This window comes from Mycobacterium sp. NGS49 (assembly GCF_059812565.1).
Genome location: NZ_JCALCX010000009.1, coordinates 73034 through 99256 on the forward strand (window position 1 = coordinate 73034; position 26223 = coordinate 99256).

The following is a 26223-nucleotide window of genomic DNA, read 5'->3' on the forward strand; positions in this document are numbered from 1 at the left end:
ACACGCGCGCACTCGCGGCGCAGGAGGGCCGTCACTTCGGGAGCCTCCGGGCGTCCAGGGCGCCGAACAGGCCGTCGGCCCGGTTCCAGCCCTGCGCCAGCCGCTGGGCGGTGTCGCGCCGGCCCGACGCCAGTGCGCCGGCAATCTCCCGGGTGGCGTGGGCATGCAGATGGGCGCGGTAACGCGCATAGTCGGCCGCGGAGTCCTTGCTCACCATGAACGGCCAGTCGCTGGACACCGTCAGCAGCGTCTCCCGCAGGATCTGGTCGGCAACGTGATCGCGCGGCATGGGTCCGTCCAGTGATGCAGTCTGGGCCAGCGCCTTATCGACGATGGTCAGGGCCGTGTCGACCACCTCGGTGTTGAGCTGGACCAGATCGGCCACCTGCTCGCCGTTCCATACCTGCCAGTCCTTGCCCGAACCCCAGGAGCCGGGGGGCAGTTCGACCGCGGAACCGACGAATCCGGCCGTCATCGCATCGCTGAGCGTCCCCACCTGAACGCCCGCCTCCGGAAGGGCGCGCAGTACGCGGGACAGCCAGGTCGGGCCCTCGTACCACCAGTGGCCGAACAGTTCGGTGTCGAACGCGGCGACTACGTGGGCGGGCCGGCCGATCCGCTCGGACTCCGACAGCAGCCGGTTGCGCACCACGTCGACGAAGTCGGCGACATGGACGTCGACCGCGTGATCGGCGCGCTCGGGATCGTAGGGCGCCTTACTCTCCGAGGCCACATTGCGACCGGTGACCCGGGCCGGCTTCAGCCCGGTCAGGTGGTCATAGGTGTGGAAGTCGCGGTAGGCGACGTGGCCGGGATAGCCGGACTTCGGCGACCACACCCGGTAACTCACCTGTAGGTCGCGCCCGAAGGCGATGACATCGCTGGTGCCGACCGGGCGGCCGAGCGCCGTATCGCCGTGCAGTGAGGGGCCGTCGACCATGAAGTGGCTCACACCTGCGGCGGCATAGTCGTGCTCCATGCCGGGGGCATAGGCACATTCCGGCGCCCAGATCCCGGTCGGCCGGCGGGCAAGCCGCAGCCTGGCGTCGGCCAGGCCTTCGCGCAGGGCGAACTCCCGTAGCCGCGGAGCGAGCAGCGGCTGGAACGGGTGGGCCAGCGGACCCCCGAGCAGCTCGACGGTGCCGGTGTCGATCAGGCCGCGCAGCAGCGGGCTGCCGCCGTGGCGCCACCTCGTCGCGAAGTCGGCGAGCGCCTGATCGGCTTCCTCGCATTCGCGAATACCGTAGGCGCGCAATGCTTCCGGGGTGCAGGACGGGTAGTCGGCCGATTTGGAGCGCGGCGCCGACCGCACGCTGGCGGCTTCGGCCGCGCGCAACCGCCAGTTGGCCAGCCAGTGGTGCATGCCGTCCAGGCAGTACGGGTCGTCGAGCTGGGCGTTGACCACCGGCGTCATGCCAAGGGTGATCAGGCCGCCGCGATCCTCGTCGGCCAGCGCGCTAAGCACCCGAAACAGCGGCAGGTAGGCGGCCGCCCAGGACTGGTAGAGCCATTCCTCTCCGACCGGCCACCGGCCGTGATGGGCCAGCCAGGGCAGGTGCGTGTGCAGCACCAGGGTGAACATGCCGGGTACCCGGTGGGGTGAGGTCATCAACGGCGTACCGCGATTGCGACCAGATCCAGGCTGTCGTCGATCTCACGGACGGCCCTGTCGACGAGGTCGAAATCGGTGGTGGCCACCGCCGCGACGTCCGCCACCAACTCCGGTGACCACGGCGCATCGGCCACCGCCCGTTCGATCTGCGCATCGATGATCGAACCACCGTGCCGCGCATCCATCTCCCGCAGCCGCGGGCCGTGAAACAGCCCGCTCATCGACACGTCGCGAAAACCGCCGTTGACCAGCAACTCGGTGAGTTCGTCGGCGTCGAGCTCGCGCGTGTGGAAGGGGTTGATCGGGGTGTCGCGGCCCGGCGAGAAGGTAATCCGGTTAGGAGTCGACACCATCAGCAGGCCCGCCGGACGCAGCACCCGGGCGCACTCGCCGATGAACCGGCTCTGGTCCCACAGATGCTCGATGACCTGGAAGTTCACCACGACATCGACCGAGGCGTCGGGCAGCGGCAACTCGGTCAGGTTCGCGCGCATCACCTCTACCCGGGGATAGCGGTTGCGGACGTGGACCGCGGCGGACTCGTCGTAGTCGACGGCGACCACCCGGCGTGCGACGCCGGCGAGCAGATCCGCGCCGTAGCCTTCGCCGCAGCCGGCCTCCAGTACGTCGCGGCCGGCGCAGCGCGGCGCCAGCCGCTCGTAGACCACCTCGTGGCGGCGGAACCAGTAATTCTCGATGTCCAGGCCCGGGATGGTGCGCTCGCCCGTCAGCGCCAAGCCCGGATCGGCCGCTTCGGCGTGGTCGATCCGGTCCGGAGTATTGGGGACGATGGCACTCATTGTTAAGGCAGGCTAATGCCTGTCCCCGGATTCGCGAACCGGACGGTGAATCGAGGGGGAAGCCGCGGCGAATCGTCCCAGTACGACCCGCTATGGTGTGGGGGCAGACCGCAGTAAGTTACCGACTAGTAACATGGCGTATGCGGTCGCGAAACGCGTGACCGAGGTCCTGCAGCCGACCGCTGCCGGACTCCTTCGAGGAGGACGAACCACACTCATGACGAACATCGTGGTCCTGATCAAGCAGGTTCCGGACACCTGGTCGGAGCGCAAGCTCTCCGACGGCGACTGGACGCTCGACCGCGAGGCCGCCGACGCGGTCCTGGACGAGATCAACGAGCGCGCCGTGGAAGAAGCGCTGCAGATCCGGGAACGGGAGGGCGGCGAAGGGTCGGTCACCGTGCTGACCGCCGGCCCCGAGCGTGCCACCGAGGCGATCCGCAAGGCTCTGTCCATGGGCGCCGACAAGGCCGTCCATCTCAAGGACGACGGCCTGCACGGCTCGTGCGTGGTGCAGACCGCGTGGGCGCTGGCCCGCGCGCTGGGCACCATCGAAGGCACGGAGCTGGTGGTCGCCGGAAACGAGTCCACCGATGGCTCGGGTGGCGCAGTACCGGCCATCATCGCCGAGTACCTGGGCCTGCCGCAGCTCACCCACGTGCGCAAGCTGTCCGTCGAGGGCGGCAAGATCACGGCCGAGCGCGAAACCGACGACGGGCTGTTCAGCCTCGAGGCCGCGCTGCCCGCGGTGGTCAGCGTCAACGAGAAGATCAACGAGCCGCGCTTCCCGTCCTTCAAAGGCATCATGGCCGCGAAGAAGAAGGAAGTCACCGTCCTGACACTGGCCGAGATCGGCGTCGAGCCCGACGAGGTAGGCCTGGCCAACGCGGGTTCGTCGGTGCTGTCGTCCACCCCGAAGCCGCCGAAGACCGCAGGCGAGAAGGTCACCGACGAGGGCGAGGGCGGCAGCGAGATCGTCAAGTACCTGGTCGGCCAGAAGATCATCTGAGCCCAACTCAACGTAGAGAGCGAATAACCATGGCTGAAGTTCTGGTGCTCGTCGAGCACGCCGAAGGGGCCCTGAAGAAGGTCACTTCCGAATTGATCACCGCGGCCCGCGCGCTTGGCGAGCCGGCCGCCGTCGTCATCGGTGCGCCCGGCACCGCCGCACCGCTGGTGGACGGCCTCAAAGAGGCCGGCGCCGAGAAGATTTACGTCGCCGAGTCCGACGTGGCGGAGAATTACTTGATCACCCCGTACGTCGACGTCCTGGCCTCGCTGGCCGAGTCCAACGCGCCCGCCGCGGTGCTGCTGGCAGCCAACGCCGACGGCAAGGAGATCGCGGGCCGGCTGGCCGCGCGGATCGGTTCCGGCCTGCTGGTGGACGTGGTCGAGGTGCGCGAAGGCAACAAGGCCCTGCACTCCATCTTCGGTGGTGCTTACACCGTGGAGTCGCAGGTCAACGGGGACACCCCGGTGATCACCGTGCGCGGTGGTGCCATCGACGCCGAGCCGAAGGCCGGCGCCGGTGAGCAGGTCAACGTCGAGGTCCCGGCCCCGGCGGAGAACGCGACGAAGATCACCTCCCGCGAGCCGGCGGTGGCCGGCGACCGCCCTGAGCTGACGGAGGCCGCCGTGGTGGTTTCCGGTGGCCGCGGTGTGGGCAGCGCGGAGAACTTCAGCGTGGTCGAGGAGCTGGCCGACTCACTGGGCGGCGCTGTCGGCGCCTCGCGTGCCGCCGTCGACTCCGGCTACTACCCGGGGCAGTTCCAAGTGGGGCAGACCGGCAAGACCGTTTCGCCGCAGTTGTACATCGCGCTGGGCATTTCCGGGGCGATCCAGCACCGCGCGGGCATGCAGACGTCCAAGACCATCGTCGCGGTCAACAAGGACGAGGAAGCGCCGATCTTCGAGATCGCCGACTACGGCGTGGTCGGCGACCTGTTCAAGGTCACCCCGCAGGTCACTGAGGGCGTCAAGGCCCGTAAGGGCTGATCGACCGGTATACGCGGAAGCCCCCGCCGGGTGCGGGGGCTTTTGCGTTGCCGAACGCTTCATCTGGCGTGCATCGACACGTCAGCGGGCCGATGCCGGTTAGCTGAACGCCTGCTCCATGTTGGGTGCCATGAGCATCGCATCCGTTCTCATACCCAGCGACAAGCCCCGCGGCCCGGCGACACGGTCGTCGTCCGGGCCGCACTATTCCCTGTTGCTGTCCACCGATCCCACCCTCATCGAGGCCGCCCAGCGCCTGCGCTACGACGTGTTCACCAGTACCCCCGGCTTCACCCTGCCCAGCGGCGTCGACGGCCGTGATGTCGACCGGTTCGACGAGTACTGCGACCACCTCCTGGTCCGTGACGACGACACCGGCGAGTTGGTCGGCTGCTACCGCATGCTGCCGCCTTCCGGCGCCATCGCTGCGGGAGGCCTTTACACGGCAACGGAATTCGACGTCCGGGCCTTCGACGCGCTGCGGCCGTCGCTGGTGGAGATGGGACGCGCCGTGGTGCGCGACGGCCACCGCAACGGCGGGGTGGTGCTGCTGATGTGGGCGGGCATCCTGGCCTACCTGGACCGCTGCGACTACGACTATGTGACCGGCTGCGTCTCGGTGCCGATCGAGACGGACGGTGACGCGCCGGGCAGCCAGATCCGGGGCGTGCGGGACTTCGTGCTCGCACGCCATCCGGCGCGGTATCGGGTGCGGCCGTATCGGCCGGTGTGCGTCGACGGCAGGTCGCTCGACGACATCGCGCCGCCGGGCCGCCCCGCCGTTCCGCCTTTGATGCGGGGGTACCTGCGGCTAGGCGCCCGGGCGTGCGGTGAGCCGGCCCACGACCCGGATTTCGGTGTCGGCGACTTCTGCGTGCTGTTGGGCAAGGGCGATGCCGACACCCGCTACCTCAAGCGGCTGCGAGCGGTGTCGGCGGCCTCTGAGCTGGGCGGCGCGGGCCGGTGAACACGCCGGGCGGGCACTCCTGGCTGCCCCGCGCGTCGTGCGGCGTCGGCTGCCTCGACGAAGTAGCGGCGGCGCGGCTGCTGGTGAGGTTGCGGGCGGCACTGCGCATCGCGCTCGTCCTGCTGCTGGCGCCGGGCCTGCCGTTGCTCGGCATACCGCTGCCGGGCAGCACGCATGTCCAACGCGTCTACTGCCGGTTGATGCTGCGCTGTCTGGGAGTGCGAATATCAGTGTCGGGCAACCCGATTCGCAATCTGAGCGGCGTGCTGGTGGTCAGCAGTCACGTGTCGTGGCTGGATGTCTTCGCGATCGGCGCGGTGTTGCCCGGGTCGTTCGTCGCCCGGGCCGACATGTTCACCGGCCCCGCCAGTGGCATCGTCGCACGGATCCTGAAGATCATCCCGATCGAGCGGACCAGTCTGCGGCGGTTGCCCGCCGTGGTGGACGCGGTCGCCGGGCGGTTGCGGGCCGGACAGACGGTGGTGGCGTTTCCGGAGGGCACCACCTGGTGCGGCGCGGCGTTCGGCAGCTTCTACCCGGCCATGTTCCAGGCCGCGATCGACGCGGGACGTCCGGTGCAGCCGTTGCGGCTCACCTATCACCACGTCGACGGGCGGATGTCGACGGCACCGGCCTACGTCGGCCGGGACACCTTGCCGCGCTCGGTGTACCGGGTGGTCTGCGCTCGGCGCACCGTGGCCCGGGTCCGCGTCGAGTCGCTGCAGCTACCGGGCGCCGACCGGCGCGCGCTGGCCCGCCGGTGCCAGTCCGCGGTCCGCTCGGGCGCACCGGCGAAGCCGGATCACGCACTGGTGGCCTGAAAGCTCCTGCGCGCCTCGTGGACAATGCATCTCGGGGGGCGTCAACCGAGCGCGGAGGTACCCATGAGTCGTTGGCCGAAGCCGGATGTTGCGGGCCCGGGACAGGAATCCGTCTGGGACTATCCCCGCCCGCCGCGGCTGGAAGACTTCGCCGGTTCGATCACCATCGAGTTGGGCGGTCAGCAGATCGCGTCGACGCAGCACGCCTGGCGGGTGCTGGAGACCAGTCATCCACCGACGTACTACCTGCCGCGGGAGGCGTTCATCGAGGGTGTGCTGCGGCCCGCGGCCGGCTCCTCCTGGTGCGAGTGGAAAGGCCAGGCGAGCTACTTCGACCTGGTGACGGCGGCGCGGGTGGCCGCTCGCGCCGCATGGACCTACGAGCGGCCGAGCGCGGGGTTTGCGGCGATCGCGAACGCGATCGCGGTGATGGCCGCCCAAGTGGACCGTTGCACGGTCAACGGGGAAGAGGTGATCGCACAGCCCGGCGGGTTCTACGGGGGCTGGATCACCAGCTGGATCGTGGGCCCCTTCAAAGGCGTCCCCGGCTCGATGGGTTGGTAGGGCCCGAATGGGAAACCTAGGTCGATGACGCTCAGTGTGCACCGGGTGATCGCCGCAACCCCACAGGCGGCATGGGATGTGCTGGTCGACTTGGACGCCTGGCCCCGCTGGGGGCCTTCGATCAAGCAGGCCGAACTGGATCAGCCCGGCCGGCGCTTGGTCGCCGGCGCGACGGGCACTGTTCAGACCGCGCTACTGGTGCGGGTGCCGTTCGTGGTCACCGAGTTCGACCCGGGCAGATGTTGGGCCTGGAAAGTGGCCGGGATCCCCGCAACCTGGCACCGGGTGGAGCCCGACGACGGCGGTGCGCGCATCACCCTCGGGGTGCCGTGGTGGGCGCCACCCTATCTGGCCGTGTGCGAGATCGCGTTGCGCCGGATGGAGAAGCTGCTGGTGGAGGACGCGTAGGGGTTAGGGCGGGCTGTCAGCGAGGCGGCGCTGCTGCGCCACCACCTCGTCGAGATCGGTCAGGCGCCGCATCCCCGCCATCGGTTGCGCCATCCGCCGGTTGCGCCCCAGCGCTTCGGTGTTGCGCGCCAGAAACCACCAGTAGCCGCCGGTGAACGGGCAGGCATGCTCCCCGACCCGTTTGCCGGGCTGGTACCGGCAGGGACCGCAATAGTCGCTCATGCGGTTGATGTAGGCGCCGCCCGCCGCATAGGGCTTGGTCGCCATCAACCCGCCGTCGGCGTGCTGGGACATGCCGACCACATTGGCGACCATCACCCAGTCATAGCCGTCGACGAAGGACCGGTGGAACCAGTCGGTGACGGCGGCCGGGTCCCAACCGCGTTGCAGCGCAAAGTTGGACAGCACCATCAGGCGCGGAATGTGATGAACCCAGCCGTGATCGCGCACCTGGGCCAGCACGTCCTTGAGGCAGTTGGCCTCCACCGCATCGGCGTCGAGCTCCGCGAACCAGTCCGGCAGGCCGGCCTTGGCGTGTAAAGCGTTGCGGTGACGGTAGTTTCGACCGAAGTGCCAATACACGTGCCAGATGTAGTCGCGCCAGCCGATCAGTTGGCGGATGTAGCCCTCCACGCTGCCGATCGACGCAGCGCCGCTGCGGTAGGCGTCTTCGGCGGCGTAGGCGCAATCCAGCGGATCCAGCAGACCCAGGTTCATCGGCGCTGAAAGCGTGCTGTGGGCCATGAACCGGTCACCGGTGAGCATGGCGTCTTCGTGAGGGCCGAAGTGCGGCAGCCGGTCCCGGAGGAAAACATTCAGCGCCTGCTGCGCCTCCGCCGCGGTGACGGCGAACTCACGCGGCCCGTCGCGTCCGACGAACGACACCGCGCCGTCGCGCTGCCAGCGGTCCAGATCGGCGCGTACCTCTTCGTCGATCTGGTCCTCCTGAGGCCGCCAGGGTGGCGGAACACCCAGCGTGGCGGCACCTTTGGGGGCGGGTTCGCGGTTGTCCGCGTCGAAGTTCCACCGGCCCCCGACGGGCTGGTCACCGTCCATCAGCAGGTCGAACCGGCGGCGTGCCGCCCGGTAGAAATTCTCCAGGAGCAGGGTCCGCTGTGACGTTGCCCACTCGTCGAACTGCGCCTGAGTCGTACCGAATCCCCTGGCCGGCAGCACCTCGACCGACGGCAGTGACCGCACGAAACGGTCGGCCGCCCACGACGTGGGCCGGCACACGCTGAGCGGCTCCCTGATCCGCTCTAGTGCCTCCCGGTAGGTGCGCGTCTGCAAGAACACAGCCTGTTCACCGAGCTCGGCCGCGCGGTGGCGCAATGCCGACAGCACCAGATGAGCCTTGCGCCGGTGAAATCGGCGACGTTCGAACACGGCTTGAGACTCGATCAGCAACACCGGTTGGGCCGGATCGTCCAGGAAGTGGGGGCCGAGTTGATCGGCGAAGCACCACCTCCGGACGTCGGCGCTCATGCGGCTTGCGGCTGGGTCGGCGGCGCGATCAACTGTCCCCCTGTGGCATTACTGAACACTCTGTTCATTACGTTAACAGCTGCCGGACCCGGCCGTTCCGGCCGGAATCGCCGCCGGAGGGGCCGGTATCGTGGGGCGGGTCATGGTCTACCTCGATCACGCCGCCACCACCCCGATGCACCCCGCCGCCATCGAGGCGATGATGCCTGTGCTCGGCACCGTGGGCAATGCGTCGTCGCTGCACACCACCGGGCGCACGGCGCGCCGGCGCATCGAGGAATCCCGCGAGCTGATCGCCGACAAGCTGGGCGCGCGTCCCTCGGAGGTCATCTTCACCGCGGGCGGCACCGAAAGCGACAACCTGGCCGTCAAGGGCCTGTACTGGGCCCGGCGCGACGAGAGCCCGGGCCGTCGCCGCATCGTCACCAGCGAGGTGGAACACCACGCCGTGCTGGACAGCGTCAACTGGCTTGTGGAGCATGAAGGCGCCGAAGTCACCTGGTTGCCCACCGAAGCCGACGGCTCGGTGTCGGCCGCCGCGCTGCGCGAGGCGCTCGCCGGTGGCGACGACGTGGCACTGGTATCGGTGATGTGGGCCAACAACGAGGTCGGCACCATCATGCCGATCGCCGAACTGGCGGCCGTCGCCGCCGAGTTCGGCGTACCTATGCACAGCGATGCCGTGCAGGCGGTGGGCCAGCTGCCGGTGCACTTCGGAGCCAGCGGGCTCTGCGCAATGAGCGTGGCAGCGCACAAGTTCGGCGGCCCACCCGGGGTGGGCGCGTTGTTGCTGCGTCGCAGTGTCGCCTGCGTGCCGCTGCTGCACGGGGGCGGCCAGGAGCGTGACATCCGTTCCGGCACACCGGATGTCGCCAGCGCCGTGGGCATGGCCGCGGCGGCCGGGATTGCGGTCGACGGGCTGGACGCCAACAGCGCGCGGCTGCGTGACCTGCGCGACCGGCTGGTCGAGGGCGTGCTCGCACAGATCGAGGACGTGCGGGTCAACGGTGCCCACGACCCGCGGCGGCTGCCGGGCAACGCGCACTTCACCTTCCGCGGCTGCGAAGGCGACGCACTGTTGATGCTGTTGGACGCCAACGGAATCGAGTGTTCCACCGGGTCGGCGTGCACCGCGGGGGTGGCCCAGCCGTCGCATGTGTTGATTGCGATGGGGGCCGATGCGGCGAGCGCCCGCGGCTCCTTGCGGCTGTCGTTCGGGCACAACAGCGTCGATGCGGACGTCGATGCCGCGCTGCAGGTGTTGCCCGGTGCGGTGGCCCGGGCACGGCGGGCCGCGCTGGCCGCAGCTGGTTCGGCCCAGTGAAAGTTCTGGCCGCAATGAGCGGTGGTGTGGACTCGTCGGTGGCCGCGGCGCGCATGGTCGATGCCGGACACGACGTGGTGGGCGTGCACCTGGCCCTGTCGAGCTCGCCCGGCACACTGCGCACCGGGTCACGGGGCTGCTGCTCCAAGGAGGACGCCGCCGACGCGCGACGCGTCGCCGATGTGCTCGGAATCCCCTTCTATGTCTGGGATTTCGCCGAACAATTCCAAGCGGCCGTGATCGACGATTTCGTTTCGTCCTATGCCCGCGGGGAAACGCCGAATCCCTGTGTCCGGTGCAATCAGCAGATCAAGTTCTCCGCCCTGTCGGCGCGCGCGCTGGCGTTGGGTTTCGACCAGGTGGTGACCGGGCACTATGCGCGGCTGTGCGGCGGACGGCTGCGCCGTGCCGTCGACCGGGACAAGGATCAGTCCTACGTACTGGCGGTGCTGACCGCCGAGCAGCTGCGACACGCCGCCTTTCCGATCGGTGACACCGCCAAACCGCAGATCCGCGCCGAGGCCGCGAGGCGCGGCCTGGCCGTCGCGGAAAAGCCGGACAGTCATGACATCTGCTTCATTCCGTCCGGCAACACGCAGGCGTTTCTCGGCGCGCGGATCGGTGTTCGGCCCGGGGCGGTGGTCGATAACAGCGGCGCGGTGCTCGCTGAACACGACGGGGTGCACGGGTTCACCATCGGCCAGCGCAAGGGGCTGGGCATCGCGGGACCGGGGCCGGACGGCCGCCCCCGATATGTGACTGCGATCGACGCCGACACCGCGACCGTGCATGTCGGGAGTCTGGCCGAACTCGACGTCCATGCACTGATCGGCCGGGCGCCGGTGTTCACGGCCGGAGCCGCGCCGTCTGGTCCGATCGAATGCGCCGTACAAGTGCGCGCGCACGGCGAAACAGCCGATGCTGTCGCCGAATTGGTCGACGGCGAGCTGGTGGTTCAGTTGCGGAGCCCGCTTCGCGGCGTGGCGCGCGGTCAGACGCTGGTGCTTTACCGCTCCGATCCCGAGGGCGATGAGGTGATCGGCAGCGCGACCATCGCCGGCACCGGGCAGGCCTAGCCGCCCGGCACATTGGCGGCGATGTTTGTCATCACCATGTCCGACACCGATTCCGGAAAGCCGCAGAAGGTGACCTCCAATAGGGCCACCGACAGCACGCGGTAGTCGCGGCCGCACGAACCAGGGCGCATGTGCAGCGAGTCGCCGTCGGCGTCCCACGAGTTGACGAACAGCCAGCCCATTGCACTGTCCGCGCACCCCTTGACGGTGGACACCAGTCCGTCGAAGGCACGCCGGGCGGTGCCGGCGTCGGGATAGCTGGCGGCACCCTCCGAGATCAGCCGGCCGTCGGGGGGGTCCTGGAACGTGGTCTTGTGGAAGGCCTTGACCTCGGGGCCGAAAGTCGCCGTCTCGGCGAACACGAACCGGCATTCCGCCGGAGCGGTCGCGACCAGCTCCTCGATGTCGACCGGGTACCTGCCGTCCATCGAGGGAATGATCGTCAGATGTTCGCCCGCGCCGGTGATGGCCCGCATCCGAGATTGGTCCAACAGCACCGCCCCTGCGTCGAGCACCCCCAGCGGAACAGCGCCGAAAGCCGGCAACGCTTCGCCGTTCACCACCCGCGTGCACGCCGTCAGCAGCATCGCGATACACGTCATCGAGATGCCGGAAAGCCGTCTCATTCTCGCCATCCGCCGCCCTTCTGGCTCGAACTTACCCGTGTGCAACAGCGCTAAACACCCCTGGCCGGCGGCGGTTCGGGGGAGGTCGAATACGGTTGCCCGATGAGTGTTTTCGCACGGGGTACCGGCACCGGCTCCTGGCCGGGTACCTCGGCGCGGCAGGCCGCCGAGGTCGTGGTCGGCGAATTGGCCGGCGCGCTGGCCCATCTCGTCGAGTTGCCGGCCAGGGGAGTGGGCGCCGACCTGCTCGGGCGGGCCGCCGCTCTGCTGGTCGACGTGGCCCTGGACACGGTGCCGCGTGGCTACCGCATCGTCTCCCGGCCCGGTGCGGTCACCCGCCGGGCCGTCAGCATGCTCGACGAGGACATGGACGCGCTGGAGGAGGCCTGGGAGACGGCTGGGCTGCGCGGCGGCGACCGGGTGGTCAAGGTGCAGGCGCCCGGGCCGGTGACTCTGGCGGCGGGCCTGGAGATGAGCAATGGCCACCGGGCCATCACCGATGCCGGGGCGGTGCGTGACTTGGCCGTATCGCTGGCCGAAGGCGTCGCCGCTCACCGTGCGGCGCTGTCCCGCCGGCTGGACACACCGGTGGTGGTGCAGTTCGACGAGCCGACGCTGCCTGCCGCGCTGGGCGGCCGGCTTACCGGGGTCACCGCACTGAGCCCGGTGCCGCCGCTCGACGAGGCGGTTGCCGAGGCGCTGCTGACCACCTGCGTCGAAGGGGTCGGCAGTGACGTCCTGCTGCACAGCTGCGCTCCCGACCTCCCGTGGAACATGCTGCAGCGCACCGGAATCGATGCGGTTTCGGTGGACGTCAAGGTGCTGCGGGCCGCGGAGTTGGACGGCGTCGCGGCATTCGTCGAGCCGGGCCGCGCCATTGTGCTGGGCGTGGTCGAGAGCAGCGTTCCGGAGCGCCGGCCGTCCGTCGAAGAGGTGGCCACCAGGGTGGTCGCGGTGACCGACCGCCTCGGTTTCGGGCGGTCGCCGCTGAGCGGGCGCGTCGGCGTCAGCCCGGCATGCGGGTTGGCGGGTGCGACGCCGCAGTGGGCCCGCACCGCAATCGGGCTCGCCCGCGATGCCGCGGAGGCTTTCGCCCGGGATCCTGACGCGATCTGAGCCATATGCAACCTTTTGGTTGCGTTTCCGATCGAATCGTGGTGAGCTGATAGGCAACCAGGAGGTTGCGCATGAGCATCGATCGGATCGAGAAGCAGGTGGTGCTGCGGGCGCCACTGCAGCGGGTGTGGGCGGCGATCAGCGACTCCGAACAGTTCGGACGCTGGTTCGGCGCCCGCTTCGACGGGCAGTTCGTCGAGGGCCAAGCCGTCACGGCGACCATCACGCCGACCGAAATCGACCCAGAGGTCGCCAAACGTCAGGAGCCTCATGCCGGCGCCACGAGTCGCTGGCAGACCGTCGCCGTGGAGCCGCCCCGGCGGTTCGCCTACCGCTGGACAGTCGATCCTGAGAGTGAAGACGTCACCACGCTGGTGGAGTTCACCCTCGCCGAGGTTGCCGACGGAGTCCTGCTCACCATCGTCGAATCGGGCTTCGATGCGATACCCGAGGCGCGCCGCCGTTCCTTCTTCGAGGACAACTCCGAGGGCTGGGCGATGCAAACGGACCTGGTGCGCCGCTTCGTGGAACACGCGTGAGTCCGGTCGCGCAGCTGTTCGACGCCCTCGGCGACAGCAACCGGCTGCGCATTGTGGTGCGGCTGTGCGAGGTGGGCCCGAGCTCGACAACCCAAGTGACACAGGTCATTCCGGTCACCCGACAGGCGGCCAGCAAGCACCTGCAACTGCTGGAGTCCGCGGGCGTGGTCACCAGCAGCCGGCGTGGCCGGGAACGCGTATGGACGGTGCGGACGGAGCCGCTGGCCCAGGCCGGCGACTACCTCGCCCAGTTGTCGCGCCGGTGGGACGCGGCGGTGGACCGGCTGCGCGCCTACGTGGAGGAGTAAGGCCCTTGGTTGCGCCGAGATTGCCGGGAGGGCTGTGATTTCCACCTCGGTGCGACCCTGGCGGCAATCTCGGCGAGGGGTGTCACCGCGTGACGATAGCCTGCCAGAGTGACGTCTCCCGAGGTGCTCCGCGAGTGGCAAGACCTGGCCGAGGAGGTACGCGAGCACCAGTTCCGCTATTACGTGCGTGATGCGCCGGTCATCACCGACACGGAATTCGACCGGCTGCTGCGCCGGCTGGAGGCACTGGAGGCCGAGTACCCCGAGCTGCGCACGCCTGACTCGCCCACCCAGCTGGTCGGCGGCGCCGGGTTCGCGACGGAATTCGAGGCGACCGACCACCTCGAGCGAATGCTCAGCCTGGACAACGCGTTCAGCGCCGAGGAACTGGGCGCCTGGGCGGCCAGGGTGCACGCGGAGGTGGGTGACGATGCCCATTACCTGTGCGAGCTCAAGATCGACGGCGTCGCATTGTCCTTGGTCTACCGGGACGGACGACTGGCCCGGGCGGCGACCCGCGGCGACGGGCGCACCGGCGAGGACGTCACGCTCAACGCCCGCACCATCGACGACGTGCCGCTGCGACTGACCGCCAGCGACGAGTACCCGGTACCCGACGTCCTCGAGGTGCGCGGCGAGGTGTTCTTCCGGGTCGAGGATTTCGCGGCCCTCAACGCGAGCCTGGTCGAGGAGGGCAAGGCGCCGTTCGCCAACCCGCGCAACAGCGCCGCCGGCTCGCTGCGCCAGAAGGACCCGGCCGTCACCGCCCGCCGCAGGCTGCGGATGATCTGCCACGGGCTGGGGCACACCGAAGGTTTCCGGCCGGTCAGCCAGCACGCCGCGTACCTCGCGCTCAAGGACTGGGGATTGCCGGTCTCCGAACACACCAGCCTGGTCAACGGCCTGGCCGCCGTGCAGGACCGCATCGAGTACTGGGGCGAACACCGCCATGAGGTGGACCACGAGATCGACGGCGTGGTCGTCAAGGTCGACGAAACGGCGTTGCAGCGACGGCTGGGATCCACTTCGCGGGCCCCGCGCTGGGCGATCGCCTACAAATATCCGCCCGAGGAAGCCCAGACGAAGCTGCTCGACATCCGGGTCAACGTCGGCCGCACCGGACGGGTCACCCCATTCGCCTTCATGACGCCGGTCAAGGTGGCCGGCTCGACGGTCGGTCAGGCCACGCTGCACAACGCCTCGGAGGTCAAGCGCAAAGGCGTGTTGATCGGCGACACCGTGGTGATCCGTAAGGCCGGCGACGTGATCCCCGAGGTGCTGGGACCGGTGGTGGACCTGCGTGACGGTTCGGAACACGAATTCGTCATGCCCACCACATGTCCCGAATGCGGCACGCCGCTCGCGCCGGAGAAGGAGGGCGACGCCGACATCCGCTGCCCCAACTCGCGGGGCTGCCCGGCGCAGTTGCGCGAGCGGGTTTTCCATGTGGCCAGCCGCAACGCCCTGGACATCGAGGTGCTCGGCTACGAGGCCGGCGCCGCGCTGTTGCAGTCCGGTGCGATCGCCGACGAAGGCGACCTGTTCGGTCTCAGCGAGGAGGCGCTGCTGCGCACCGAGTTGTTCCGGACCAAGGCCGGCGATCTGTCGGCCAACGGCCGACGACTGCTGGCCAATCTGGACAAGGCCAAGACCGCGCCGCTGTGGCGGGTGCTGGTCGCATTGTCGATCCGCCACGTCGGGCCCACGGCGGCGCGCGCGCTGGCGGCCGCCTTCGGCAGCCTCGACGCGATCGCCGAGGCGACCACCGAGCAGCTGGCCGCCGTCGAAGGGGTGGGCACCACGATCGCGGCCGCGGTCACCGACTGGTTCACCGTGGACTGGCACCGCGACATCGTCGACAAATGGCGCGCGGCGGGTGTCCGGATGGCCGACGAACGCGACGAAAGCGTGCCCCGCACCCTGGCCGGGCTGAGCATCGTGGTGACTGGCTCGCTGACCGGGTTCTCGCGCGACGACGCCAAGGAAGCGATCGTCAGCCGTGGCGGCAAGGCCGCCGGGTCGGTGTCGAAGAAGACCTCGTTCGTGGTGGTCGGCGACTCGCCCGGCTCGAAGTACGACAAGGCCGTCGAACTCGGCGTACCGATACTCGACGAGGACGGGTTCCGGAAACTACTAGCCGAGGGCCCGGTCACCGACGTGGAGGCAGGAGACTGAGCCATTGCTGTGCTGCCTCTGCCCAGACGGCGAGGGGCAGTAGCTTTGCAACTTCGGTACACCAGTGCAGGCCGATCCGGAGCTTATCGTGGACGCTATGAAAGAGCCTGGCGAGCGGGACATCGCGGATCCGCAATGGTCGCCCCGCGAGGCCGAGTTGCTTGCGGTAACGTTGCGGCTCCTGCACGAACTGGGCTATGACCGCTTGACGGTGGACGCTGTCGCCAACACCGCTCGCGCCAGCAAGGCCACCGTGTATCGCCGCTGGCCGTCGAAAGCCGAGTTGGTTCTGGCAGCCTTCATCGAGGGAATCCGGCAGGTGGCGGTCGCGCCGGATACCGGCACACTGCGTGGCGATCTGCTGTGGCTTGGTCAGATCATCTCCCACCAAACGCAGGCCAACGCCGGTGCCATGCGCGCGGTTATTGCCGAGGCGGCGCACAACCCCGCGCTCAACGACGCTATTCAGCGCCAGTTCATCGGACAACGCAAAGCTGTCATCGGGCAGATTCTTCAGCAGGCGATCGACCGGGGCGAGATCGAGGCGGCTGCCATCGCCGACGATCTGTGGGACCTGTTGCCGGGGTATCTGATCTACCGGTCCATCGTTCCTGCCCGCCCACCGACCGATGACACGGTTCAAGCGTTCGTCGACTGTTTCCTCCTACCGGGACTCACCCGATCCGTGAGGTGACCTACCTGGTCTCGCAATGCACCTGACCGGCGCAGGTGAGATTTCTCTGCACGACGATCAACAGTACGGTACGGTACCGTACTATCAGCGGTACGGGTCCGCTGCGCGCGTCGCGCTCCTACTGATCGTCGAAAGGCCAATGAGTGAAGGGAATTTCAATTTGGTCTGTCGTCAGCCGGGGGTGGATGGTGATCGTCGCATCAGCCGTGGTCATGGCGGCGGGCTTCGCCATCTACCGGCTGCACGGGATCTTCGGCTCTTCCGGCGACAATTCGGTCGCCGGTATCTCCAATGAGATAGTGCCGTTCAACCCCAAGCAAGTGGTGCTGGAGGTATTCGGCACTCCGGGCGCCGTGGCGACCATCGACTATCTCGACGTCGATTCTCAGCCACAGCAAGTCGTGAACGCGCGTCTGCCTTGGTCGTTCACGATTACCACGACTCAACCAGCCGTTCTCGGAAGTGTTGTGGCACAGGGTAATGGCGCCACACTTGGCTGCCGAATCACCGTCAACGGTGCAGTCAAGGACGAACGTACGGTCAACACCTTGGATGCCTACACCTACTGTCTGGAAAAGTCCGGATGAGCGTCACCGACTGCTCGCGGCCCCGGATACCGCAGCTCATCCGCAGACTCTCGGTTCCGATCTTGCTGTTCTGGGTGGCGCTGGCGGCCCTGACGAACATCGCAGTGCCGCGCTTGGAGAAGGTTGCCGAGCGCTACAACGTGGCACTGAGTTCACCCGATGCACCCGCTCTGCAGGCGACGATGCGCATCGGGCAAGTGTTCAGAGAATTTGACACCGACAGCACCGCGATGGTGGTCGTGGAAGGCCATGATCCCCTCGGCGCCGACGCTCACCGCTACTACGACACCCTGATCCACAAGCTAGAGCAGGACCATCAGCACGTCGAGCACGTGCAGGACTTCTGGGGCGACACCCTGACCGCCGCGGGCGCGCAGAGCGCCGACGGAAAGGCCGCATATGTCCAGCTGAACCTGAAGGGTAATCAGGGCTCGGGGGCGGCCAACGAGTCGGTCCGGGCTGTCCGCCAGATTGTGGAGAAAACGCCGCCGCCGCCGGGGGTCGGGGCGTACGTCACCGGGGCGGCGCCGCTCATGGCGGATCAGTTCGACGTCGGCAGCAAAGGGACCATCAGGGTCACTCTGATCACGATCGGGGTGATCGCGGTCATGCTGCTTTTCGTTTACCGTTCGTTCTTCACCATGTTCCTGATGCTGTTGACGGTCATCGTCGAGATGGCCTCAGCCCGCGGATTCGTCGCATTTCTCGGAAACGCGGGGATGCTCGGGTTGTCGACCTACGCGACCAATCTGCTCACGCTGCTGGTCATCGCTGCGGGTACCGACTACGCAATATTCGTCGTCGGACGTTATCAGGAAGCCCGTGCCGCCGGTCAGGATCGGGAAGCCGCCTACTACGACATGTTTCACGGGACAGCCCATATTGTCCTGGGGTCAGGCCTGACCGTGGCGGGCGCCGTATGCTGTCTGATCTTCACCCGACTTCCTTACTTCCAGAGTCTGGGCATTCCGGCAGCGTTGGGTGTTCTTGTGACTCTCGCTGCCGCGCTGACGCTGGCGCCGGCCGTCCTCACTCTCGGTGCCCGAGCGGGAGCCTTCGAACCCAAGCGGAAGCCCAACGCTCGCGGATGGCGTCGGATCGGCACCGCGATCGTCCGCTGGCCCGGTCCGGTTCTCGTGGTGGCGGGTTCGGTGGCAATGGTCGGATTGCTCGCGTTGCCCGGGTATCGAACCAGCTATGACTCGAGCCCCTACCTGCCTGCCGGCGTCGCGTCCAACGTCGGTTACGCAGCCGCCGACCGGCACTTCTCCCGCTCCAGGCTGGAGCCCGAACTGCTGATGATCGAGGCGGATCACGACTTGCGTAATCCTGCCGACATGCTGGTGCTGGACAGGCTGGCCAAGGCCGTCTTTCACGTACCCGGCATCGCACAGGTACAGACGGTTACCCGGCCGCTGGGAGATCCGCTTGCCCACAGTTCGCTGGCTTTTCAGATCAGCTCCCAGAGTGCCAACCAGATTCAGAACCTGCCCTATCAACGCGATCGCGCGAACGACTTGCTCAGGCAAGCTTCCGAAGTGTCGAAATCGATCGATATTCTCAAGCAGCAGTACGTCCTTCAGCAGGAACTGGCTGCAACCACTCACAACGAGGCCGAAGCGTTTCACGCCACGGTCGTCACTCTCAATGGCCTGCGCGACAAGATCGCGAACTTCGATGATTTCTTCAGGCCGATTCGTAGCTACTTCTATTGGGAAAGACATTGCAGCGACATCCCGAGCTGCTATGCACTGCGGTCGGTCTTTGATGCGCTTGACAGTATCGACCAGTTGGCGTCGAAGTTCGCCGAACTCACGGCCATCTTGGACAGAATGGACGCGCTTCAGCCGAAGCTGGTGGAACTGATACCGGACCAAATCGCCAGTCAACAGGCGAATCATGATCTGGTCTTGGCGAACTACGCCACCATGTCGGGCATTTACGCGCAGACAGCAGCAGCAATCGAAAACGCGACGGCGCTGGGCCACGCCTTCGACGTCGCCAAGAACGACGACACCTTCTATCTGCCTCCGGACGTGTTCAACAGCGACGACTTCAAGCGCGGTCTGAAGAAGTTCATGTCGCCGGACGGCAGGGCCGCTCGCCTGATCATCACCCATCAAACCGATCCCGCTACGCCGGAGGGCATCTCGCATATCGAGCCGATCAAGAAGGCGGCGCAGGAAGCGGTCAAGGGCACGCCGTTGAGTAGCGCCAAGTTCTATCTCGGGGGGACCGCGACCACCTATAAAGACATTCAAGACGGGGCCAAGTACGACCTGATGATCGCCGCCGTCGCGGCGTTGAGCCTGATTCTGTTGATCATGGTGATATTGACCCGAAGCCTGGTCGCCGCGCTCGTGATCGTCGGCACCGTGGCCCTGTCGCTGGGCGCCTCGTTCGGGCTGTCGGTGCTGGTATGGCAGTACTTGTTCGGGATCAAGCTGTACTGGGTAGTGCTTGCGCTGGCGGTGATCCTGTTGTTGGCGGTGGGCTCCGACTACAACCTGCTACTGATCTCGCGATTCCGCGAGGAGATCCGCGCCGGGTTGAAGACGGGCGTCATCCGCGCGATGGCCGGCACCGGGTCGGTGGTCACCTCCGCCGGCCTCGTCTTCGCGATTACCATGTGTGCGTTCGTGTTCAGCGGTTTTCAGGTACTCGGTCAGATTGGGACCACCATCGGCATCGGGCTGTTGTTCGACACCCTGATCGTGCGTTCGTTCCTGACGCCGTCCGTCGCGACGTTGCTTGGGCGGTGGTTCTGGTGGCCCCAACGGATACGACCCCGGCCGGCCAGCGTGATGCTGCGACCATATGGGCCGCGGTCGGCCGTCAGGCAGTTGCTGCTGTGGGAAGACGACGATCCGGCGGTGCTGCAGACATCCGGCCGGCACGGCTGAACAGGCTGTACCGAACAACTGCCGACTCGCGGTCAGGCAGCTGGTCCGCGCCGCTGATGTTTGCACGCCACATCGCCGAGTTCGGCGTTCAGCGATGACCGCCGGAAAGTGTACGCTCACGTCTATTGTGTAGTGCGCACCGGTGTCGTACTGTCGTAGCCAACGACCACACAGGGCGTGCTGTCCGGGCGTCAGGGTAACGTCTGATCATCGAAAGGTCAACGGGTGGAAGCATTTTCACTCTCAAATATGGTCAGGCGAGGGTGGATGATCCTGGTGGCGGTGGCCGTCGTCGCGGCCGCCGGATTTGCTATCTACCGACTGCACGGCATGTTCGACACCGGCAAACGGGCCGCGGCCGTTCAGGGCGTTTCCAACGAAATCGTTCCGTTCAATCCCAAGCACGTGGTTCTCGAGGTTTTCGGTGCCGCCGGCGCCGTGGCGACCATCAACTACCTGGACGTCAACGCCCAACCACAGCAGGTCGTCGACGCACCGCTGCCGTGGTCGTTCACCATCACCACCACCGAGCCGGCCGTCCTGGGAAACGTTGTGGCACAAGGTAACGGCGCCACACTGGGCTGCCGGATCGTTGTCAATGGCGAAGTCAAGGACGAACGCACGACCAACACGCCTTACGCCTACACCTTCTGTTTGGACAAATCCGGATGAGCAACGAGCAACTGCCCCGAATTCCGCACACCATCCGCCGGCTTTCGGTGCCGATCCTGCTGTTCTGGGTAGTGCTGGCCGGGGTCTCCAACGCACTGGTGCCGCAACTGGAAGAGGTGGGCAAGACCCACAACGTCGCGCTGATCATGGCGGACGCGCCGTCGCTGCAGGCGACCAAGCGCATCGGCCAGAAGTTCCGGGAGTTCGACACCGACAGCACGGCCATGGTCGTCCTGGAGGGCGATCAGCCGCTCGGCGCCGACGCGCACCGCTATTACGACACGTTGATCCACAAGCTCGAAGGTGACCGCAAGCACGTCGAGCACGTCCAGGACTTCTGGGGCGACACGCTGACCGCCGCCGGATCGCAGAGTACCGACGGCAAGGCCGCCTATGTGCAGCTCAACCTCGCCGGCAATCAGGGCTCGGCCCTGGCCAACGAATCCGTCGTCGCGGTAAGGGAAATCGTCGAACACACGCCGCCCCCGACCGGGGTCAAGGCCTACGTCACCGGCGCTGCTCCACTGATCGCCGATCAGTTCGACGTGGGCAGTAAGGGGACGGCGAAGGTCACCGGCATCACCGTCGGCGTGATCGCGCTGATGCTGCTCTTCGTGTACCGGTCGTTTCTGACCATGCTGCTGGTATTGGTGACGGTCCTGATCGAGATGGCCGCCGCCCGCGGCATCGTCGCCTTCCTCGGCAACGCCGGCGTCATCGGATTGTCGACCTATGCGACGAACCTGCTCACCCTGTTGGTGATCGCTGCCGGGACCGACTACGCGATCTTCGTCGTCGGACGGTACCAGGAAGCCCGCAGCGCGGGTGAGGATCGAGATACGGCTTACTACACCATGTTTCGCGGGACGGCCCACATCGTGCTGGGTTCGGGCCTGACCGTTGCCGGTGCGGTGGCCTGTTTGAGCTTCACCCGGCTGCCGTACTTCCAGAGTCTGGGTATCCCGGCCGCGCTGGGCATCCTCGTCGCCCTGGTCGCCGCGCTCACCCTGGCACCGGCCGTGCTCACCCTCGGTGCGCTGGTCGGCATCTTCGAACCCAAACGCGCGATGCGGACCCGCGGCTGGCGGCGCATCGGGACGGCCATCGTGCGCTGGCCGGGGCCTGTGCTGACGGTGGCGTGCGCCCTGGCCTTCATCGGCCTGCTCACCCTTCCCGGATACAAGACGAGTTACGACACCCGCCCCTACATGCCCGAGAGCGCGGCGGCCAACGTCGGATACGCCGCTGCCGAGCGGCACTTCTCCCGGGCCCGGCTGGAGCCCGAACTGCTGATGCTCGAGAGCGATCACGACATGCGCAACCCGGCCGACATGCTGATCCTGGACCGGGTCGCCAAGGCGGTGTTTCACCTACCCGGCATCGCGCAGGTGCAGTCCATCACCAGGCCGCTGGGCACGCCGCTGAATCACACCTCGCTTGCCTTTCAGATCAGCGCGCAGAGCGCCAACCAGACCGAAAACCTGACATATCAACGGGATCGCGCCGACGACATTCTCAGACAGGCCGGCGAGCTGTCGAACTCCATCAACATTCTGCGCCAGCAGTACACCCTGCAGCAGGAACTGGCGGCGACCACCCACAGCGAGGCGCAGAGCTTCCGCGACACCATCGCCACCATCAACGACCTGCGCGACAAGATCGCCAACTTCGACGACTTCTTCCGCCCGATCCGCAGCTACTTCTACTGGGAGAAGCACTGTTTCGACATTCCCGCCTGCTTCGCGATCCGGTCGGTCCTCGACGCGCTGGACGGGATCGACCAACTCAGCGCCCGATTCGAAGACCTCACCGCCACGCTGGACAAGCTCGACGCGCTGCAACCCAAACTGGTGGCGCTGATACCGGAACAGATCGCCAGCCAGGAAACCAATCGCGACCTGACGATGGCCAATTACGCCACCCTGTCCGGAATCTACGCGCAGACCGCCGCGGCGATCGAGAACTCGACGGCGCTGGGTCGTGCGTTCGACACCGCCAAGAACGACGACACCTTCTACCTGCCGCCGGAGGTTTTCAACAATCCCGACTTCAAACGAGGCCTCAAGCTGTTCCTCTCACCCGACGGCAAGGCCGCCCGGATGATCATCACCCACGAAGGCGATCCCGCCACGCCAGAGGGCATTTCCCATATCGAGCCGATCCGAAAGGCCGCGCACGAAGCCGTGAAGGGCACGCCGATGGCGGAGGCGAAGTTCTATCTCGGCGGCACCGCCGCCACCTATCAGGACATCCAGGACGGCGCCAAGTACGACCTGATGATCGCCGGGATCGCGGCGCTGAGCCTGATTCTGCTGATCATGATGATGTTGACCCGCAGCCTGGTGGCAGCGCTGGTCATCGTCGGCACGGTGGCACTGTCGCTGGGCGCGTCCTTCGGGTTGTCGGTGTTGATGTGGCAGTACATCTTCGGGATCAAGTTGTACTGGGTGGTGCTGGCGCTGGCCGTGATCCTGCTCCTGGCCGTCGGATCGGACTACAACCTGTTATTGATCTCCCGGTTCCGTGAAGAGGTCGGCGCCGGCCTCAACACCGGCATCATCCGGGCGATGGCCGGATCCGGCTCCGTGGTGACCTCGGCGGGCCTCGTCTTCGCCGTCACCATGTGCGCGTTCTTATTCAGCGGTTTCCAGGTGCTCGGTCAGATCGGGACGACCATCGGGCTGGGTCTGTTGTTCGACACGCTGATCGTGCGTTCATTCATGACGCCGTCGATCGCTGCGCTGCTCGGACGCTGGTTCTGGTGGCCGCAACGGGTGCGCCCGCGTCCCGCCAGCGCGATGCTGCGACCGTACGGGCCACGTCCGGCGGTGCGGCAACTGCTGCTGTGGGAGGACGACGATCCCGTGGTGAAACCTGCACCGCGCTAGTTTGTCGGTGACCCCTCAGCGCAGCAGGGTGGCGACGATGCCCGCCAGGTAACCGAGGCGAGCGACCTCCGAGGGCCGGAACTCCGGACCGGGCCGCCCGAGCACCACCGCGGTGTGCGGGTCGCCCAGCGGGGCCGCGACCATGGTGGTGTTCATGTCGCGCCAGGCCCGCGGAACCCATTCGGCGTTGCCGTCCAGCGTCGACGCCTTCTCGATCGGCAGCCAGGGCGCCGAATCTGCCCGGGTTTCCGGTGCCCCCGCACTGCCGGCGAGCCGGTGCAGCGTGCCCTGCGTGTCACGCAGCACCGTGCACCAGCTCACCCGCAGGATTCTGGGCGCCTGGTCCACCAGAACCTGCAGCCTGGACGCGTTGTCGCCGGCTGCGGAGACGCGGTCGAGCAACTCCAGCTCGCGGTGTGCCTCGAGCAGACCGGTGTGCGGGCGCACGCTGTCCACCCGGACCCCGGGCAGGGATTCCGCCGCGGTGATCAGCGTGTCCGGCATCGCACCCGGGGGGAGTTCGATCACCAGGTCGTCGATCGCGTAACCGGAACTGCGCTCCACGACGTCCAGCGAGAGGATGTCGGCCCCCACCGAGCCGAGCGCGACCGCGAGTGACCCCAGACTGCCTGGTCGGTCGACCAACTCGATGCGCAACAGATATGAAGGCACGGCCAACACTGTTGCACAGGCACGCACGGGCGGCATTTCGGCCGCGGCCGTCGGGCGCCCCCTGCGGCGAACGCGCCAGTAGCGGCACGCCCGCGGCGGGATAGGCTTTGCGCTCGTGTCCCAGATCTCCCGCGACGAGGTGGCCCACCTGGCCCGGCTGGCCCGGCTGGCATTGACCGAGACCGAGTTGGACAGCTTCGCCGGCCAGCTCGACGCCATCTTGACCCATGTCAGCCAGATCCAGGCCGTCGACGTCACCGGCGTCGAGGCCACCGACAATCCCCTCAAGTCCATCTTCAAAGACGTCGACGTGACTCGCCCGGACGAGATACAGCCCTGCCTGAGCCAGCAGCAGGCGCTCGCCGCCGCCCCGGAGGCGGTCGAGGGCCGCTTCGCCGTCCCGCAGATCCTGGGGGAGAGTCAGTGACGGACATCATCCGACTCGACGCGGCCACCCTGGCCGCCAAGATCGCCGGCAAAGAGTTGTCTTCGGTTGAAGTCACCCAGGCCTGCCTGGACCAGATCCAGGCGACCGACGACCGTTACGGCGCCTTCCTGTATGTGGCCGCTGAACAGGCTTTGTCTGCGGCCGCGGCGGTGGACCGGGCGGTGGCGGCCGGCGAACAGCTCCCGTCTGCGCTGGCCGGGGTGCCGCTGGCGCTCAAGGACGTGTTCACCACGGCCGACATGCCGACGACCTGCGGCTCCAAGATCCTGGAGGGCTGGCAGTCGCCCTACGACGCCACCCTGACCGCGCGGCTGCGGGCGGCCGGCATCCCGATTCTGGGCAAGACGAACATGGACGAGTTCGCCATGGGCTCCTCGACGGAGAACTCCGCGTACGGTCCGACCCGAAACCCGTGGGACGTCGAACGCGTCCCCGGCGGCTCCGGGGGCGGCAGTGCCGCGGCCCTGGCCGCTTTCCAGGCGCCGCTGGCCATCGGCTCCGACACCGGCGGCTCGATCCGGCAGCCCGCGGCACTGACGGCCACCGTCGGCGTCAAACCCACCTACGGCACGGTGTCCCGGTACGGGCTGATCGCCTGCGCGTCATCGCTGGACCAGGGCGGGCCGTGCGCGCGCACCGTACTGGATACCGCTCTGCTGCATCAGGTGATCGCCGGACACGACCCGCGCGACTCCACCTCGCTCGACGCGCCGATACCCGACGTGGTGGGTGCGGCAAGAGCGGGTGCTTCTGGTGACCTGTCCGGCGTGCGAGTCGGGGTGGTGCGCCAATTGCATACCGGCGAGGGCTACCAGCCGGGGGTACTGGCCTCGTTCGAAGCCGCCGTCGAGCAACTGAAGGCACTGGGCGCGCAGGTGAGCGAGGTCGACTGTCCGCACTTCGACTACTCACTGCCCGCCTACTACCTGATCCTGCCCTCGGAGGTGTCCAGCAACCTGGCCCGCTTCGATGCGATGCGGTACGGATTGCGGGTCGGCGATGACGGCACCCACAGCGCCGAAGAGGTGATGGCCATGACGCGGGCGGCCGGCTTCGGGCCGGAGGTGAAGCGCCGCATCATGATCGGCACCTACGCCCTGTCGGCGGGTTACTACGACGCCTACTACAACCAGGCGCAGAAGGTGCGTACCCTGATCGCCCGGGATCTCGACGAGGCTTATCGGTCGGTCGATGTACTGGTGTCGCCGGCCACCCCGACCACCGCCTTCCGGCTGGGGGAGAAGGTGGACGACCCGCTGGCGATGTACCTGTTCGACCTGTGCACGCTGCCGCTGAACCTGGCCGGTCATTGCGGCATGTCGGTCCCGGCCGGGCTGGCCCCGGACGACGGGCTGCCCGTGGGCCTGCAGATCATGGCGCCCGCGCTGGCCGACGACCGCCTCTACCGGGTGGGTGCCGCCTACGAGGCGGCCCGCGGCGCCTTGCCGACCGCAATCTGAGTTCCGCGAGCAGTTCCGCGCGGAGGTCCGCGAGCAGTCGCAAAATCGCATGAAACCCTGGGTTTCTATGCGATTTTGTGTCT

General features: G+C 67.4%; 24 protein-coding genes. 19 read left to right on the plus strand and 5 right to left on the minus strand.

All coding sequences use genetic code 11. The annotated features are described in order from the left end of the window. Positions 1–31 precede the first annotated feature (31 nt). Together AC5Y7D_RS11460 and AC5Y7D_RS11465 are read right to left on the minus strand one after the other, a co-directional pair. Entirely contained in the window at positions 32–1609 is a 1578-nt protein-coding gene (locus AC5Y7D_RS11460; protein ID WP_499924003.1) for a 1,4-alpha-glucan branching protein domain-containing protein, read from the minus strand. Continuing rightward, positions 1609–2412 carry a class I SAM-dependent methyltransferase gene (locus tag AC5Y7D_RS11465; protein WP_499924005.1) on the minus strand — a complete coding sequence of 268 codons (804 nt, stop codon included), beginning with the start codon at positions 2410–2412 and terminating at the stop codon, positions 1609–1611. The genes AC5Y7D_RS11460 and AC5Y7D_RS11465 overlap by 1 nt, the downstream gene beginning before the upstream one ends. A 217-nt stretch (positions 2413–2629) precedes the next feature. Here AC5Y7D_RS11465 and AC5Y7D_RS11470 point away from each other — a divergent pair, with 217 nt between their 5' ends. The 6 genes from AC5Y7D_RS11470 to AC5Y7D_RS11495 all read left to right on the plus strand — a co-directional run bounded on the left by AC5Y7D_RS11470 (position 2630) and on the right by AC5Y7D_RS11495 (position 7167). After that, positions 2630–3421, plus strand: coding sequence for an electron transfer flavoprotein subunit beta/FixA family protein (locus AC5Y7D_RS11470; RefSeq protein ID WP_499924007.1), 792 nt, complete (start codon positions 2630–2632; stop codon positions 3419–3421). A 29-nt stretch (positions 3422–3450) separates the two neighbouring features. Continuing rightward, positions 3451–4407, plus strand: a complete 957-nt coding sequence (locus tag AC5Y7D_RS11475; protein WP_499924009.1) for an electron transfer flavoprotein subunit alpha/FixB family protein — start codon at positions 3451–3453, stop codon at positions 4405–4407. Between the two features lie 130 nt (positions 4408–4537). Next, complete coding sequence (locus AC5Y7D_RS11480) at positions 4538–5374, plus strand: GNAT family N-acetyltransferase (protein ID WP_499924011.1); 837 nt, start codon at positions 4538–4540, stop codon at positions 5372–5374. Beyond that, positions 5371–6195 (plus strand): lysophospholipid acyltransferase family protein, encoded by an 825-nt coding sequence (locus AC5Y7D_RS11485; protein WP_499924013.1) that lies wholly within the window; start codon positions 5371–5373, stop codon positions 6193–6195. Before AC5Y7D_RS11480 ends, AC5Y7D_RS11485 begins: the two co-directional genes overlap by 4 nt. A 63-nt stretch (positions 6196–6258) precedes the next feature. Continuing rightward, a complete protein-coding gene (locus AC5Y7D_RS11490) occupies positions 6259–6759 on the plus strand; it encodes a DUF427 domain-containing protein (protein ID WP_499924016.1) in 501 nt (166 codons plus the stop codon). A 24-nt stretch (positions 6760–6783) separates the two neighbouring features. Further along, on the plus strand, positions 6784–7167 hold the full coding sequence (locus tag AC5Y7D_RS11495) for an SRPBCC family protein (protein WP_499924018.1): 384 nt from the start codon (positions 6784–6786) through the stop codon (positions 7165–7167). A gap of 3 nt (positions 7168–7170) precedes the next feature. Here AC5Y7D_RS11495 and AC5Y7D_RS11500 read toward each other — a convergent pair whose 3' ends face one another. Further along, positions 7171–8652 (minus strand): cryptochrome/photolyase family protein, encoded by a 1482-nt coding sequence (locus AC5Y7D_RS11500; protein ID WP_499924020.1) that lies wholly within the window; start codon positions 8650–8652, stop codon positions 7171–7173. A 142-nt stretch (positions 8653–8794) separates the two neighbouring features. Here AC5Y7D_RS11500 and AC5Y7D_RS11505 point away from each other — a divergent pair, with 142 nt between their 5' ends. Then, the gene (locus tag AC5Y7D_RS11505; RefSeq protein ID WP_499924021.1) at positions 8795–9976 is read left to right on the plus strand and encodes a cysteine desulfurase family protein; all 1182 of its coding nucleotides are present in this window, start codon (positions 8795–8797) and stop codon (positions 9974–9976) included. Next, a complete protein-coding gene (gene mnmA, locus AC5Y7D_RS11510) occupies positions 9973–11052 on the plus strand; it encodes a tRNA 2-thiouridine(34) synthase MnmA (RefSeq protein ID WP_499924023.1) in 1080 nt (359 codons plus the stop codon). The genes AC5Y7D_RS11505 and mnmA overlap by 4 nt, the downstream gene beginning before the upstream one ends. Here the strand turns inward: mnmA and AC5Y7D_RS11515 are convergent. Beyond that, positions 11049–11687 carry a sensor domain-containing protein gene (locus AC5Y7D_RS11515; protein WP_499924025.1) on the minus strand — a complete coding sequence of 213 codons (639 nt, stop codon included), beginning with the start codon at positions 11685–11687 and terminating at the stop codon, positions 11049–11051. The two genes, mnmA and AC5Y7D_RS11515, sit on opposite strands and share 4 nt — an antisense overlap. A 93-nt stretch (positions 11688–11780) precedes the next feature. Between AC5Y7D_RS11515 and AC5Y7D_RS11520 the strand changes: the two genes are divergently transcribed. From AC5Y7D_RS11520 to AC5Y7D_RS11560, 9 genes are all read left to right on the plus strand, one after another. Next, complete coding sequence (locus AC5Y7D_RS11520; RefSeq protein ID WP_499924026.1) at positions 11781–12794, plus strand: uroporphyrinogen decarboxylase/cobalamine-independent methonine synthase family protein; 1014 nt, start codon at positions 11781–11783, stop codon at positions 12792–12794. Positions 12795–12865: 71 nt separating this feature from the next. Further along, a complete protein-coding gene (locus tag AC5Y7D_RS11525) occupies positions 12866–13333 on the plus strand; it encodes an SRPBCC family protein (RefSeq protein WP_499924028.1) in 468 nt (155 codons plus the stop codon). Then, positions 13330–13641 (plus strand): ArsR/SmtB family transcription factor, encoded by a 312-nt coding sequence (locus AC5Y7D_RS11530; RefSeq protein ID WP_499924030.1) that lies wholly within the window; start codon positions 13330–13332, stop codon positions 13639–13641. The genes AC5Y7D_RS11525 and AC5Y7D_RS11530 overlap by 4 nt, the downstream gene beginning before the upstream one ends. A gap of 108 nt (positions 13642–13749) precedes the next feature. Further along, positions 13750–15816, plus strand: a complete 2067-nt coding sequence (ligA, locus tag AC5Y7D_RS11535; RefSeq protein ID WP_499924032.1) for an NAD-dependent DNA ligase LigA — start codon at positions 13750–13752, stop codon at positions 15814–15816. Between the two features lie 97 nt (positions 15817–15913). Then, the gene (locus AC5Y7D_RS11540) at positions 15914–16510 is read left to right on the plus strand and encodes a TetR/AcrR family transcriptional regulator (protein ID WP_499924176.1); all 597 of its coding nucleotides are present in this window, start codon (positions 15914–15916) and stop codon (positions 16508–16510) included. A gap of 143 nt (positions 16511–16653) precedes the next feature. After that, complete coding sequence (locus AC5Y7D_RS11545) at positions 16654–17097, plus strand: MmpS family transport accessory protein (RefSeq protein WP_499924034.1); 444 nt, start codon at positions 16654–16656, stop codon at positions 17095–17097. Continuing rightward, the gene (locus AC5Y7D_RS11550) at positions 17094–20000 is read left to right on the plus strand and encodes an MMPL/RND family transporter (RefSeq protein ID WP_499924035.1); all 2907 of its coding nucleotides are present in this window, start codon (positions 17094–17096) and stop codon (positions 19998–20000) included. Before AC5Y7D_RS11545 ends, AC5Y7D_RS11550 begins: the two co-directional genes overlap by 4 nt. A gap of 249 nt (positions 20001–20249) precedes the next feature. Further along, complete coding sequence (locus tag AC5Y7D_RS11555; RefSeq protein ID WP_499924036.1) at positions 20250–20672, plus strand: MmpS family transport accessory protein; 423 nt, start codon at positions 20250–20252, stop codon at positions 20670–20672. Continuing rightward, on the plus strand, positions 20669–23560 hold the full coding sequence (locus AC5Y7D_RS11560) for an MMPL/RND family transporter (protein WP_499924037.1): 2892 nt from the start codon (positions 20669–20671) through the stop codon (positions 23558–23560). The genes AC5Y7D_RS11555 and AC5Y7D_RS11560 overlap by 4 nt, the downstream gene beginning before the upstream one ends. 15 nt (positions 23561–23575) lie before the next feature. Here the strand turns inward: AC5Y7D_RS11560 and AC5Y7D_RS11565 are convergent, their stop codons facing one another. After that, complete coding sequence (locus AC5Y7D_RS11565; RefSeq protein WP_499924038.1) at positions 23576–24232, minus strand: ACT domain-containing protein; 657 nt, start codon at positions 24230–24232, stop codon at positions 23576–23578. 115 nt (positions 24233–24347) lie between these two features. Here AC5Y7D_RS11565 and gatC point away from each other — a divergent pair, with 115 nt between their 5' ends. Together gatC and gatA are read left to right on the plus strand one after the other, a co-directional pair. Beyond that, on the plus strand, positions 24348–24659 hold the full coding sequence (gatC, locus tag AC5Y7D_RS11570) for an Asp-tRNA(Asn)/Glu-tRNA(Gln) amidotransferase subunit GatC (protein ID WP_499924039.1): 312 nt from the start codon (positions 24348–24350) through the stop codon (positions 24657–24659). After that, positions 24656–26140, plus strand: coding sequence for an Asp-tRNA(Asn)/Glu-tRNA(Gln) amidotransferase subunit GatA (gene gatA, locus AC5Y7D_RS11575; protein WP_499924041.1), 1485 nt, complete (start codon positions 24656–24658; stop codon positions 26138–26140). The genes gatC and gatA overlap by 4 nt, the downstream gene beginning before the upstream one ends. The last annotated feature ends 83 nt before the right edge of the window (positions 26141–26223 follow it).

Coding starts and splice junctions, on each gene's coding strand:
- AC5Y7D_RS11505 (WP_499924021.1), top strand. CDS start 8,795: ATGGTCTACCTCGATCACGCCGCCACCACCCCGATGCACCCCGCCGCC.
- AC5Y7D_RS11555 (WP_499924036.1), top strand. CDS start 20,250: ATGGTCAGGCGAGGGTGGATGATCCTGGTGGCGGTGGCCGTCGTCGCG.
- AC5Y7D_RS11520 (WP_499924026.1), top strand. CDS start 11,781: ATGAGTGTTTTCGCACGGGGTACCGGCACCGGCTCCTGGCCGGGTACC.
- AC5Y7D_RS11495 (WP_499924018.1), top strand. CDS start 6,784: ATGACGCTCAGTGTGCACCGGGTGATCGCCGCAACCCCACAGGCGGCA.
- AC5Y7D_RS11490 (WP_499924016.1), top strand. CDS start 6,259: ATGAGTCGTTGGCCGAAGCCGGATGTTGCGGGCCCGGGACAGGAATCC.
- AC5Y7D_RS11465 (WP_499924005.1), bottom strand. CDS start 2,412: ATGAGTGCCATCGTCCCCAATACTCCGGACCGGATCGACCACGCCGAA.
- AC5Y7D_RS11480 (WP_499924011.1), top strand. CDS start 4,538: ATGAGCATCGCATCCGTTCTCATACCCAGCGACAAGCCCCGCGGCCCG.
- AC5Y7D_RS11540 (WP_499924176.1), top strand. CDS start 15,914: ATGAAAGAGCCTGGCGAGCGGGACATCGCGGATCCGCAATGGTCGCCC.
- AC5Y7D_RS11550 (WP_499924035.1), top strand. CDS start 17,094: ATGAGCGTCACCGACTGCTCGCGGCCCCGGATACCGCAGCTCATCCGC.
- AC5Y7D_RS11560 (WP_499924037.1), top strand. CDS start 20,669: ATGAGCAACGAGCAACTGCCCCGAATTCCGCACACCATCCGCCGGCTT.
- AC5Y7D_RS11470 (WP_499924007.1), top strand. CDS start 2,630: ATGACGAACATCGTGGTCCTGATCAAGCAGGTTCCGGACACCTGGTCG.
- AC5Y7D_RS11460 (WP_499924003.1), bottom strand. CDS start 1,609: ATGACCTCACCCCACCGGGTACCCGGCATGTTCACCCTGGTGCTGCAC.
- AC5Y7D_RS11475 (WP_499924009.1), top strand. CDS start 3,451: ATGGCTGAAGTTCTGGTGCTCGTCGAGCACGCCGAAGGGGCCCTGAAG.
- AC5Y7D_RS11525 (WP_499924028.1), top strand. CDS start 12,866: ATGAGCATCGATCGGATCGAGAAGCAGGTGGTGCTGCGGGCGCCACTG.
- AC5Y7D_RS11500 (WP_499924020.1), bottom strand. CDS start 8,652: ATGAGCGCCGACGTCCGGAGGTGGTGCTTCGCCGATCAACTCGGCCCC.
- AC5Y7D_RS11515 (WP_499924025.1), bottom strand. CDS start 11,687: ATGGCGAGAATGAGACGGCTTTCCGGCATCTCGATGACGTGTATCGCG.